This window comes from Streptococcus sp. 27098_8_66, assembly GCF_041431945.1.
GTDB lineage: Bacteria > Bacillota > Bacilli > Lactobacillales > Streptococcaceae > Streptococcus > Streptococcus dentalis.
Genome location: NZ_JAPVYS010000010.1, coordinates 1 through 11,879, shown reverse-complemented (window position 1 = coordinate 11,879; position 11,879 = coordinate 1). Strand labels below are relative to the sequence as shown.

Here is an 11,879-nt window from a genome sequence, read left to right as displayed (position 1 = left end):
ATGGTAATAAAAGTAATGGTGGCAGATGACCAGGCCTTGATTCGAGAATCTCTGAAAATTATTTTGTCAGCCCACCCCGATATCGAAGTGGTGGCCACAGTGGAAGATGGGAATCACGTCTTGTCTAGCATTCCACAGACACATCCTGACCTGATCTTAATGGATATTCGGATGCCAGGTATGGATGGGGTCTTGGCGACAAAAGAAGTCAAAGAGCACTATCCGGATATCAAAATTATTATTTTAACGACCTTTGATGATGATGAATTTATCTATAGTGCACTCAAGTATGGTGCTTCAGGTTATCTTTTAAAGGGAGCCTCGACAGAGGAACTCTATGAAGCGATTAAGGTGGTGTATCAAGGCGGAGCCATGATCAACCCGAATATCGCTAGTAAAGTCTTTCAAATTTTCTCACAAATGGCCAAAACCAACTTCTCTATTGCTGTAGATGAGGACAATGTCAAGGATTTGAGCACGACGGAATGGCGTATTATCCAAGAGGTCGGCTATGGGGAGTCCAATAAAGAAATTGCAGCCAAACTCTTCTTATCAGAAGGAACCGTGCGCAATTACTTATCAACGATTTTGGCGAAATTAAACCTACGAGATCGAACGCAATTAGCGATCTGGTCAGTCCAAACAGGAGTGACGAGACGTGATTTTTCTAAAGGAAATACAGAATGAAATTGAAGCGAAAGCATCTTTGTTGGGGGATTGGCCTCCTTGTTGTGCTCTGTGCGAGCGCAGGTTTTTATTGGTGGAAACAGCAACCGACCGTACTCCATATCGGTGTTTATGCAGGTTCTAGCTGGGATGTGCCGACCAGTCAACGTTCCCATGCCTTGGATCGAGCGATTCAAAAATTTGAAAAATCCCATCCCCATGTCCGTGTAGAGTATGAAAACGGGATTCCGCAGTCGGATTATTCAGACTGGCTCTCTGAAAAGATTGTCTCAGGAAAGACGCCGGATGTGTTTATGGTCTCTGAGCAAGATCTTTCTTTATTAGCAGCGCGAGGCGTATTAGAAAAGTTAAACGGCTATATGGATCGAAAAGATCAAGCAACATTTTATCCCGTTGCCTTTGAATCGGGTGTCTATCAGGGGCAAACCTATGCCTTACCTTATGAAAGCAATCCGATTTTGATGTGTGTCAATAAAGATCTCTTGGATAAAGAAGGCATCGCGGTTCCCAAAGAAGGTTGGACCCTTGAAGAGTTCTATACGATTTGCAAGAAACTAACCAAAGATACCAATGGAGATGGGCAATTGGACCAATTTGGGAGCACAGAATACACCTGGAAAGAAGCCTTGGCGGCAAATGGAGGTCATCTCTTTCAAGGAGGCATGCTCAAGCTGACAGCTCCAGAAGTGAAAGAGTCTTTGACTTTTCTGCAAAAATTGGAAGATCTAAATAAAAATTACAAGGTGAGCTCTAAAGATTTTGACCAGGGGAAAGTTGCCTTCTACCCCATGACCTTGGCCCAATATCGGACCTATAAACCTTATCCCTACCACGTTTCTAAATATTCAAACTTCACCTGGACCTGTATCCCGATGCCTGCTAAGTCAAAAACGACCAAGGCAACCTTGGTCACGACGACTTCTTTTGCTATGTCGGCTCGAAGTTCTCATTCCAAGTTGGCTTGGGAATTGATGCAACTCTTAACAGAGGATCCAGAAATTCAACAAACTCTCTTTGCCCAATCCCAGGGGATCTCTGTCATGCCACAGGTAGTCAAGAGTCGCTCTAGTAAAGACCTCTTGCAGGTAGATGATTTTGGAACGGATTCCTTGACCAATCAGACCTTGAACCGCATCATGGAACAAGCTGTTGAAAGTAGTCCGAAAAATGTCTCAAAAGAGGTGTTAGAAAAGCTAGACTACTTGATTGGTAATGCCTTGCGCGATCAGGATGTCGAGAACCGCTTGCCTCAAATTCAGAGGGAGATTGAAAGTAGTCTACAGGTAGGAGTTTAGAGTAAAATAAGATGGCATTTTGTCAAGTGACAGATGTCATTTTTTTATTGCTAAATGTCATATTGGGAATGTGACATTTGACAATGTAAAAGCGCTTTCAAATAGTCTACAATAGAGTCAAATAAAGGAGGCGTAGAAAAATGAAATACCTCATTTTGGTCAGTCATGGTGGACTGGCAGAAGGTCTAAAAACATCACTAGCCATGTTTGCTGGTGACAAGTTGGATCAGGTCATCGCAGTTGGACTCAAAGAAGGAAAATCAGTCGATGACTTCGCAGTTGATTTCAGAGAGAGCATTTCAGGATTGACAGCTGATGATTCTGTTTTGGTCTTGGCAGATATTGTAGGGGGGAGTCCATTAACCACTGCAGCCACGGTTCTAGAAGAAGCCGGAAAGCTTGATGGAGCCTTGATCCTTGGTGGGATGAACCTCACCATGGCCTTGACGGCAGTTGTGATGAAGGATGTGCTCGATGGAGACGATTTGTCAGCCACCATCTTATCAGAAGCACGATCTGCACTACAGCCTTTTGAAGTTTCAGCCACAAGTGCTGAAGAAGATGATGACGATATTTAATAGGGAGGTACCTTATGGTAGTAACATTTGTACGGATTGATGACCGCATGATTCACGGTCAAACAGTCACACGCTGGGCAAAGGAAAAACCATGTGATGGTTTAATTGCCGTAAATGATGCAGCAGCATCAAACAAGGTTTTGATTCAAGCTTACAAAGGCGCATCAGACAAGAAAACCTTTGTATGGACAAAGGAAGCCTTTAAAGAAAAATCAGCAAAAGTAACAGAATCAGATAGTCGTTACTTCTTGATCACCAAAAATCCAATCGATATGAAGGAAATTTTGGTCGACCAAGGGTTTGTCCCAGGTGATGTTAAAGAAATCATCGTAGGCCCTGCAAATGATCGTCCTGGAGCTGTAAAATTGGGAAATAACCAATCCATCACTCAGGAAGAAGCAGAAGCCTTCCAAGCCATTCAAGCAGCAGGCTACAAGGTGAAATTCCAATTGTTGCCAGATGTTTCTATCGGGTATTGGGATGATTTCAAATCAAAATTTGGTTTTTAAAACTAACAGTCCTATCTGTTAGGTAAATATATTTACAAACAAAAGGAGCGTTTGTTATGACAATTTCATGGATTCAAGCAATCTTGCTTGGTATTTTCGCCAGCTTGTCTTCAATGCCTGGTATGGGAGGTTCCAGTATCGGGAACTATACACTCGGTCGTCCTTTGATCGGTGGGTTGATTTCAGGTTTAATTCTTGGAGATGTGACAACTGGTATTATGGTCGGGGTTGCCCTTCAAGTCGTTTATATCGCCTTGGTAACACCTGGTGGTACTGTATCTGCCGATGTGCGTGCCATCTCTTACATCGGTGTTCCTCTTGCTATCTTGTTTGTGCATGCCAATAACATCACAGATGAAGCTGGAATCGCCGCAGCTGCAGCTCCAATCGGTGCAGCCGTTGGGACAATCGGTACAGTTCTTTTCTACGGTACCGCTACTATGAACTTGGTTTGGCAACACATTGGTTGGAAAGCCGTTGAAGAAGGAAACTTCAAAAAACTCTACGCAGTTGACTGGGTTTACCCTTGGATCTCTCACTTCCTCTTCTCTTTCCTTCCAACAATGATTATCACCAAATACGGTGAAAACATGGTTGATTTGATGAAACAATACCTTCCTATGGATGGTTACTGGATGAAAGCCCTCTTTACAGTCGGTGCTCTTCTCCCATGTGTCGGTATTGCCATCTTGTTGAAACAAATTGTTACAGAAGCAACTGACTTCATTCCATTCTTTGTTGGATTTACCTTGGCGAAATCTCTCGGATTGAACTTGGTATCCAGTGCCGTTGTTTCATTAATCTTTGCAGTAATCTACTATGAACTTGAAGTGATCAAATCGATGAAAGCTGCTCCAGCCGGAGTGGTGGACCTAGACGATGATGAGGAGGATATTTAAAATGGCTGATAGAAAGAAAATTTCAAAGAAAACATTAGCAAAAGCATTCCATCATTGGTATTATGGTCATTTGACTTGTTTCTCTCAAGAACATATGCAAACCTTCGGGTACTTGACTTCTATGCTTCCAATCGTAGAAGAAATGTATGACACAAAAGAAGAACAAAAGGATGCTATGCAAACCTATACGGCCTTCTTCAACACTGAACCACAACTTGGATCTCTTGTTGTAGGGATCACAGCTGGTTTGGAAGAAGCGCGTGCAAACGGAGATGCAGTAGATGGCGAAACCATCAACGGTATGCGTGCCGGTTTGATGGGACCAATCGCTGGTATTGGTGACTCATTGGTCGTTGGTACCTTGATCCCAGTTCTCTTGGGGATTGCCCTTGGACTTTCTAAAGGTGGTAACGTCGCTGGTGCCCTCTTCTATATCGTCGTATGGAACCTCTTAGTCTACTTTGGTATGCGCTTTGCCTTCTTCAAAGGTTACCAATTAGGGGATAAAGCCGTTGAATTCCTTGTAGGACCAAAAGGACAAGCTCTTCGTAAAGCGATCAGCGTTGTCGGTGGTATGGTTATCGGTGCCGTAGCAGCTACTTGGGTATCTGTTACAACAGCCCTTCAATTCAAGAATTCTGAAGGAAAAGTCTTCTTGAACATCCAAGAAAAGATCGATGGTGTTTATCCAGGTCTCTTGACAGCAGCCTTCATCACTCTTTGCTGGTGGTTGATGTCTAAGAAAAAAATTTCACCAAACAAAGTTATGTTACTTCTCGTTGTAGTTGCTTTGATCGGTGTTGCCCTTGGTATCTTTGATCCACATCTTAAATACTAAGGAAAAGAAAAAACGAATTTGCTAGTAGGAGTTTTTGAGAATGAAGTGAATTGACCTCCTTTATTTGCACTTCATTCTCAATTTTTATCAGGAGGAATCCCATGGTTACAAAACAAGAACTTGTCAATGGATATGAAACAGAAATCAAGTACCAACGCCACATGCTTGAAAACCTTGGTCGTTGGTTCAGCTTACTCTTTATCATTGCCAGTATTGGTGTGGTATTGATCTATCTCTTTCACAAAAGTTTCCTCCCACTCTTGATCCTCGGGATTTTACTAGCCTTGGTTGGAATTTTAGGCATGATTGTTTTTGGATATGGCATCTACCGCGGTCGGATCAATCTTCAAAAAGTGATCGATGATTTCAATCAAAAATTGACAATTTTAAATTGATATTTTAGAAACATCTCATTTATTTTTGAGGTGTTTTTTTCTTGACTATTTCTGACCAAGTGATACAATAGAAACATAAGTTAGCACTTGTGTATAGAGAGTGCTAAAAACACGTATGGAGGAATGAACATGTTAAAACCATTAGGAGACCGTGTGGTCTTAAAAGTAGAAGAAAAAGAACAGACTGTTGGAGGTTTTGTCCTCGCAGGTGCGAGCAAGGCCGATACAAAAACAGCTGAAGTGGTTGCCGTTGGTGAAGGTGTGCGTACCCTAAGTGGTGAACTCATCGCTCCAGCTGTAAAAGCAGGAGACCACGTTTTGGTTGAAAGCCATGCAGGAATTGAAGTGAAAGATGGGGAAGAAACCTACACCATCGTTGGAACAGCAAACATTCTTGCAATTGTAGAGTAAGAGAAGAAAGAGGTAAGAGAAATGGCAAAAGATATTAAATTTTCATCTGATGCACGTTCTGCAATGGTCCGTGGTGTCGATGTCTTAGCAGATACAGTGAAAGTTACGTTGGGCCCTAAAGGGCGCAATGTGGTTCTTGAAAAATCATTTGGTTCACCCTTGATCACAAATGATGGGGTGACCATCGCAAAAGAAATTGAATTGGAAGACCATTTTGAAAATATGGGTGCTAAATTGGTGTCAGAAGTGGCTTCTAAGACCAATGATATCGCAGGTGACGGTACAACAACCGCAACGGTTTTGACTCAAGCCATCGTCCGTGAAGGGATCAAAAACGTCACTGCAGGAGCGAACCCAATCGGTATCCGTCGTGGGATTGAGACCGCTGTTGCAACAGCAGTAGAAGCTTTGAAAAACAATGCGATTCCAGTATCAAGTAAGGAAGCGATTGCTCAAGTAGCTGCTGTGTCTTCTCGTTCTGAAAAAGTCGGTGAGTACATCTCTGAAGCCATGGAAAAAGTTGGCAAAGATGGGGTCATCACCATTGAAGAGTCTCGTGGAATGGAAACCGAGCTTGAAGTGGTTGAAGGCATGCAGTTTGACCGTGGTTACCTCTCACAATACATGGTCACTGATAATGAAAAAATGGTGGCAGATCTTGAAAATCCATACATTTTGATCACTGACAAAAAGATCTCAAACATCCAAGAAATCTTGCCATTGTTGGAAAGCATTCTTCAAAGCAACCGTCCACTCTTGATCATCGCAGATGATGTAGATGGCGAAGCTCTTCCAACACTTGTCTTGAACAAGATCCGCGGTACCTTTAATGTCGTAGCTGTTAAGGCACCAGGATTTGGTGATCGCCGCAAAGCCATGCTAGAAGATATCGCTATCTTGACAGGTGGAACTGTTATCACAGAAGATCTCGGTCTTGAATTGAAAGATGCAACCATTGAAGCCCTTGGTCAAGCAGCTAAAGTTTCAGTCGATAAAGACAGTACTGTCATTGTCGAAGGTTCTGGTAACCCAGAAGCGATCGCTAACCGTGTGGCTGTCATCAAGTCACAAATTGAAACCACAACCTCTGAGTTTGACCGTGAAAAATTACAAGAACGTTTGGCTAAATTGTCTGGTGGTGTTGCCGTGATCAAGGTCGGTGCTGCAACAGAAACAGAATTGAAAGAAATGAAACTCCGTATCGAAGATGCCCTTAATGCGACTCGCGCAGCCGTTGAAGAAGGGATCGTTGCCGGAGGTGGTACAGCTCTTGTCAATGTCATCTCTGCAGTCGCAGCCCTTGAATTGGAAGGGGATGAAGCGACCGGACGCAATATCGTGCTTCGTGCTTTGGAAGAGCCAGTTCGCCAAATTGCCCACAATGCCGGTTACGAAGGATCTATTGTGATTGATCGCTTGAAAAATGCTGAAGTCGGAACAGGCTTCAATGCTGCAACAGGTGAATGGGTGAATATGATTGATGCAGGAATCATCGACCCAGTTAAAGTGAGCCGTTCAGCCCTTCAAAACGCTGCTTCCGTAGCGAGTCTGATCTTGACGACCGAAGCAGTCGTAGCCAACAAACCAGAACCAGCAGCCCCAGCAGGACCAGGAATGGATCCAAGCATGATGGGTGGGATGATGTAACCTGATACCAATGATTGGTGCTAAAGCACCGAATCATTGGACGGTAGCCGCTATGTTGCGGCCTACCTAATCATCTTACTAGCTCAAAGGGAGGAAAATATCGTTCCTCCCTTTTCACGTCGTAACCCCTTGATTAATTGATCAGGTGCATTTATTGTTATGGCAAGCACCATGGTGCCTTGCCGTAGTGTCTTACTAAGAAAATAAAGAAGGCGTTATTGGCCTTCTTTATTTTCTGTCGTAACTGTTACAAATGATTGAGGCTATGCCTCTCATCGTTGGACGGTAGCCACTATGTTGCGGCCTGGTTAATCGTCCTACTAGCTCAAAGGGAGTGGAAGATTCTTTCCTCCCTTTTTATCTTGTTTTGGAATTTTCATTTGTTATGGAATAATATTTTTATTTTAAATTTTGTAACAGAAATGATAAATACTAATTAAAGAGGACTTGCGTAGATGCTTGGGAATCAAGCGTTTGTGGTGTTTTCAGGCGGAGGAATATTTGCCAACAAATTGCAATACAAATTAACTGATTTTGTAATAATTCTAGTGTATACTAGTAAGAGTAGATCACAGGTCTACATTGTTGCAAGGGGAGAACTTCCCACATACATGTCTATTGACAATAAAACTTGATCGTAATATCGCTGTTAGTAAAATGAGAGTTTGAACATAGCATAGATTTTATCGACCTTTTTCATATTAAAAAATATTTTTCAAATTCCCCTTGCGCAAGCTCTTCCGGATTCCTCCGGGAGAGTTTTTTGTTTAGGAGAAAAGGTAGAAGGCCTATCAAGTCTCTTTTGAAAGAGTGGCTCAGTAGGCATCATTTATGGTAAAATAGAACATATTCGTAGAGGGGAAGGAGTGAGGACTTTGTTGAAGATTTTTGTGTTAGAAGATGAATGGATCCAACAATCGCGTATCGAAGCGGTCTTGCAGGATCTCATCCGTCAAAAATCCCTGCAGTGCAAAGCGCCAGAAGTGTTTGGGAAGTCAAGCCAGTTGCTGGATGTTGTCACAGAGAGAGGCGCCCATCACCTATTTTTTTTAGATATCGAGATTAAAGGTGAGGAGAAAAAGGGTCTAGAGATCGCAAAAGAGATTCGTAAGAAAGACCCCCATGCGACCATTGTCTTTGTCACCACTCACTCTGAATTCATGCCCATTACCTTTCAGTACAAAGTAGCTGCCTTGGATTTTATCGATAAAACGCTGGGTGAGGAAGAGTTCAGAGAGAGAATCAGCTCAGCCATCGATTATACCTTGGAGCAAGCTGGGACCACGATTGCGCAAGATGCTTTTACATTTGAGAGTGCGATGGCGCGAGTACAAGTTCCCTTTAATAAGATTTTGTATGTTGAAACGTCTCCAACTATTCACAAGGTCATTTTACATACCCAGGATGAGCGCTTGGAATTTTACGCTAGTATTGCCGATATCGAAAAAGCAGATCCCCGCTTGTATCGGTGTCACCGCTCCTTTGTGGTGAATCCACAAAATATTACGAAGATTGATAAAGAAGACAAGAAAGCTTTTTTTGAAAATGGGGACAATTGCTTGATCTCACGGACCAAGTACAGAGGCTTACTGGAAGCTTTGAAAAAATAGAAGGGAGAAAGAATTGCTGTTAGATGTTCTAATATTTTACCTAAAGTTCTTCGTCAGTATGCTGATCTATCGTCATATCAGTAGACAAGAGTTCGCCTTGCGCTGGCTCTTTTTGTGCCCCTTCTTCTTTGCAGTCGTCTTTACCCTTGTGCCACCGGTAGGCTTTTTTGGCTATTTCTTAGTATTTATTGCCTATAGTTTCTACCGAAATCGTAACATACGACACCTTTTGAATATTTTTTACGGGCTCTACCCGGTTGTCATGGAGAGTCTCATTGCGCGTCTCTTAGCCTTTTATGTCTTTCCAATGTTAGGGATCGTACTTGTTCATGAGGCATCTGTCAGCTGGTATGATGCTCTACTTGAATTGCTGGTCTTTCCTGTTTATATAGGAATCACTAAATTGTTAAAACTAGATTTTACAGATTTAAAAGTAGGGTTTCAACGGCAGTATTTTAATCGTTTCTTACTCCCGATGGATCTTTCCATGTTTGTGTATTTAGTCAGTGTTGTAGGTCTGGTGGTTTTTGAGGATGTTATTCCTCATGCAGATGCTTTACGGGAACAGTTAAATAGTATTTATTTGATTTTGTTTTTTGTGATGCTCTTGTATTTCAATGCAGTGTCTAAAGAACGATTGAAACAAGAAATTCTGGAACAAAAAGATAGGCAACTGCAGGAGTTAGCCACCTATAGCCAACACGTCGAAATGCTCTATGGGGAGATTCGTGCCTTTCGTCACGATTACCTGAATATTTTAACCAGTCTCAAATTAAGTATTGAGCATGAAGATCTCAACGCGATCAGGGAAGTCTATGAGAATGTTCTCCGAGAGAGTGGCCAACAATTTTACGATAGCAAGTTTGATATTGCTAAACTCAGTCACATTGAAAATCCAGCTGTAAAAAGTGTTCTGTCCGCAAAATTATTGGAAGCTCAAAATAAAGGGATTGGGATCTCTGTCGAGATCGATGAACCTGTTCGTGATTTATTCATCGAGGTTTTAGATTTCATCACCTTCTTATCCATTCTTTGTGACAATGCTATCGAAGCGAGTCTCGAATCAGACGACCCCCAGCTGACTCTTGCCATGCTTCAGGAGGCAAACTCCCTCATCTTAATCGTTGAAAATAGTACAAAAGCTGAAAAAATAGAACTGGCGAGAATTTTTGAAAAGGACTACTCGAGTAAAGGAGAAGACCGCGGTCTTGGTTTGTACAAGATCCAACAATTACTGGAAAAATATCCCAAAACGACAGTGTCTACCAAGAGTTCAAACTACCGATTTACCCAGAGCCTGACCTTTTGGAAGGAATAATGGAAGAGAGAGTGGGACAGAAATCGGTCATTCGTTAGAATTCGATTTCGTCGTCCCACCTCCGCACAGTTGAGTAGGGCTGTAAAAGCTGATGAAATCAGCGTAGTAGAGCCCACTCAACCACTGCGTCTTGCTCGACAATCAAAAATAATTGAGAGGCTAGGACTTTTGTCCCAGCCTCTTTTTTGACCATTCACGACGATTTTCTGACCGATTCTGACAGAGAGCTACAAAGACTGTCCCTTTGAAGTATACTGTATACAAGATCAATAAGAAAAGAGGGATCGTATGTTTCAGGTAGCATCTATTACAAAATCATTTAAGGAGAAAGCTGTATTAAAGGGGGTGTCTTTTTCGATAGAAGAAGGAGACAAAATTGCCTTGCTGGGAAATAATGGGGCAGGTAAAAGCACCCTGTTTAACATTATCGCAGGGCAGCTCCAGGCCGATTCGGGAACGATAAAGACTTCGCTTGATTTTCAAAGAGAAATTGGGATGATGCCTCAGGGAGATCTGCTCATCGAGGATCTAACTGTTGCCGAACTCGTCGAATTAAAAAGCCGGATGAATCAGCTGAAGCAGGCTGATATCAATGGACTCTTAGAAATGGTCGAATTGAGAGAATCAAGAGTGCAGATGGTGGGCAGTCTTTCCGGTGGTCAAAAGAGACGCTTGTCCTTGTTGTTAACTATTTTGAATCATCCAAAGTTGATTTTTTTAGATGAGCCAACGACTGGCATGGACTTGGAAGCAGTGGATAATTTTTGGAAATTACTGGAGCAGCAAGAATTTACATCTGTTGTGGTGACCCATGATTTTAACCAAATTGATGCCTTTTTTACAAAAGTCCTGATTTTAAAAGAGGGTCGAATTGCTGCAACAAAGGCTGTTGAGGACATTCACCAGGCTGGTCAAACCATTGAGCAGTATTTCCGAGAAGAGATGAATAAAGGAGGGGAATAAGCATGAAAAAGATTCAATTAAAACAAGTTTTACGAAATAAGCGCTTCGTATTATTCACCATTATTTTACCCATAGGCTGGTATATCTTCTTTTATCAGCTTCAAAAAGGGGTTTCGCCAAGTATTTTATTAGGTATTGCCGTATTTATCGGGGTCATTGGCAATAGCCTTGCAACCTTTAGTAAGCGGATCGCCTCAGATATTGGCTTTTATTCTTTTGAATCCCACTTTACAAGCTATAGTGTCAAGAACTATTTATGGGATCAAAGCATCGTACAACTGATTCTGAACAGCTTGATCTTTTTAGCAGTACTAGTAGTTGCTGTTCTAGGTTTTCACTTTCCGGTGACGACTAGCCTGTTGGTACAATTTTTCCTCTTATCCTTGATGGGGATCTACTTTAGTGTGATTGGCTTTGTACTTGGGGTCAGGGTAGATGCTAAGACGATTGATACCATTGGCTTTCCTGTCATTATTTTGGCCGCTATGACCATTATTCCCTTTGATACGCTTGGCGCAAGTGGAGGATTTATGGACCTGGTTGGCAAGCTACAACGGGTTTTCCCAGGCTATTATTATACAAAGCTGATCCAAGATTTGACCGAGAAACAAACGATCGATGTCTCTCAATTGGCGCTATTTGTTGCCGTATTTGGATTGAATTTGCTATTTTTCTATCTGCTCGTACCCAAAGGGAAAATGGGGAACTAAGAGCAGTTAAAAAGAGGCT

13 protein-coding genes are annotated in these 11,879 nt (G+C 42.2%); all 13 read left to right on the top strand.

The features are described from left to right. The 13 genes from O3642_RS07590 to O3642_RS07530 all read left to right on the top strand — a co-directional run bounded on the left by O3642_RS07590 (position 1) and on the right by O3642_RS07530 (position 11,860). Positions 1–687 carry a response regulator transcription factor gene (locus O3642_RS07590; protein WP_003009811.1) on the top strand — a complete coding sequence of 229 codons (687 nt, stop codon included), beginning with the start codon at positions 1–3 and terminating at the stop codon, positions 685–687. Then, positions 684–1,982, top strand: coding sequence for an ABC transporter substrate-binding protein (locus O3642_RS07585; RefSeq protein WP_269795788.1), 1,299 nt, complete (start codon positions 684–686; stop codon positions 1,980–1,982). Before O3642_RS07590 ends, O3642_RS07585 begins: the two co-directional genes overlap by 4 nt. A gap of 140 nt (positions 1,983–2,122) precedes the next feature. Beyond that, a complete protein-coding gene (locus tag O3642_RS07580; protein WP_049499847.1) occupies positions 2,123–2,560 on the top strand; it encodes a PTS sugar transporter subunit IIA in 438 nt (145 codons plus the stop codon). A 14-nt stretch (positions 2,561–2,574) separates the two neighbouring features. After that, complete coding sequence (locus O3642_RS07575; protein WP_000261775.1) at positions 2,575–3,069, top strand: PTS sugar transporter subunit IIB; 495 nt, start codon at positions 2,575–2,577, stop codon at positions 3,067–3,069. A 56-nt stretch (positions 3,070–3,125) separates the two neighbouring features. Then, positions 3,126–3,968: a PTS sugar transporter subunit IIC gene (locus O3642_RS07570; protein ID WP_014712796.1), complete on the top strand. Its 843-nt coding sequence runs from the start codon at positions 3,126–3,128 to the stop codon at positions 3,966–3,968. Then, positions 3,952–4,806, top strand: coding sequence for a PTS system mannose/fructose/sorbose family transporter subunit IID (locus tag O3642_RS07565; RefSeq protein WP_037585172.1), 855 nt, complete (start codon positions 3,952–3,954; stop codon positions 4,804–4,806). The genes O3642_RS07570 and O3642_RS07565 overlap by 17 nt, the downstream gene beginning before the upstream one ends. 101 nt (positions 4,807–4,907) lie before the next feature. After that, complete coding sequence (locus tag O3642_RS07560; protein ID WP_003004348.1) at positions 4,908–5,201, top strand: hypothetical protein; 294 nt, start codon at positions 4,908–4,910, stop codon at positions 5,199–5,201. Between the two features lie 129 nt (positions 5,202–5,330). Beyond that, positions 5,331–5,612, top strand: coding sequence for a co-chaperone GroES (groES, locus tag O3642_RS07555; protein ID WP_024055367.1), 282 nt, complete (start codon positions 5,331–5,333; stop codon positions 5,610–5,612). Positions 5,613–5,633: 21 nt separating this feature from the next. Beyond that, positions 5,634–7,259: a chaperonin GroEL gene (groL, locus tag O3642_RS07550; protein WP_070590330.1), complete on the top strand. Its 1,626-nt coding sequence runs from the start codon at positions 5,634–5,636 to the stop codon at positions 7,257–7,259. An 875-nt stretch (positions 7,260–8,134) separates the two neighbouring features. Beyond that, on the top strand, positions 8,135–8,869 hold the full coding sequence (locus tag O3642_RS07545; RefSeq protein ID WP_371605721.1) for a response regulator transcription factor: 735 nt from the start codon (positions 8,135–8,137) through the stop codon (positions 8,867–8,869). A 58-nt stretch (positions 8,870–8,927) separates the two neighbouring features. Continuing rightward, on the top strand, positions 8,928–10,187 hold the full coding sequence (locus O3642_RS07540) for a sensor histidine kinase (RefSeq protein ID WP_371605720.1): 1,260 nt from the start codon (positions 8,928–8,930) through the stop codon (positions 10,185–10,187). 288 nt (positions 10,188–10,475) lie between these two features. After that, a complete protein-coding gene (locus tag O3642_RS07535; protein WP_371605719.1) occupies positions 10,476–11,150 on the top strand; it encodes an ABC transporter ATP-binding protein in 675 nt (224 codons plus the stop codon). A gap of 2 nt (positions 11,151–11,152) precedes the next feature. Next, complete coding sequence (locus tag O3642_RS07530; protein WP_371605718.1) at positions 11,153–11,860, top strand: ABC transporter; 708 nt, start codon at positions 11,153–11,155, stop codon at positions 11,858–11,860. Positions 11,861–11,879: the final 19 nt, after the last annotated feature.

What these genes read in the sequence shown, in the direction of transcription:
- O3642_RS07590 (WP_003009811.1), top strand. Translation starts at nt 1, where the DNA reads ATGGTAATAAAAGTAATGGTGGCAGATGACCAGGCCTTGATTCGAGAA.
- O3642_RS07585 (WP_269795788.1), top strand. Translation starts at nt 684, where the DNA reads ATGAAATTGAAGCGAAAGCATCTTTGTTGGGGGATTGGCCTCCTTGTT.
- O3642_RS07580 (WP_049499847.1), top strand. Translation starts at nt 2,123, where the DNA reads ATGAAATACCTCATTTTGGTCAGTCATGGTGGACTGGCAGAAGGTCTA.
- O3642_RS07575 (WP_000261775.1), top strand. Translation starts at nt 2,575, where the DNA reads ATGGTAGTAACATTTGTACGGATTGATGACCGCATGATTCACGGTCAA.
- O3642_RS07570 (WP_014712796.1), top strand. Translation starts at nt 3,126, where the DNA reads ATGACAATTTCATGGATTCAAGCAATCTTGCTTGGTATTTTCGCCAGC.
- O3642_RS07565 (WP_037585172.1), top strand. Translation starts at nt 3,952, where the DNA reads ATGAGGAGGATATTTAAAATGGCTGATAGAAAGAAAATTTCAAAGAAA.
- O3642_RS07560 (WP_003004348.1), top strand. Translation starts at nt 4,908, where the DNA reads ATGGTTACAAAACAAGAACTTGTCAATGGATATGAAACAGAAATCAAG.
- groES (WP_024055367.1), top strand. Translation starts at nt 5,331, where the DNA reads ATGTTAAAACCATTAGGAGACCGTGTGGTCTTAAAAGTAGAAGAAAAA.
- groL (WP_070590330.1), top strand. Translation starts at nt 5,634, where the DNA reads ATGGCAAAAGATATTAAATTTTCATCTGATGCACGTTCTGCAATGGTC.
- O3642_RS07540 (WP_371605720.1), top strand. Translation starts at nt 8,928, where the DNA reads ATGCTGATCTATCGTCATATCAGTAGACAAGAGTTCGCCTTGCGCTGG.
- O3642_RS07535 (WP_371605719.1), top strand. Translation starts at nt 10,476, where the DNA reads ATGTTTCAGGTAGCATCTATTACAAAATCATTTAAGGAGAAAGCTGTA.
- O3642_RS07530 (WP_371605718.1), top strand. Translation starts at nt 11,153, where the DNA reads ATGAAAAAGATTCAATTAAAACAAGTTTTACGAAATAAGCGCTTCGTA.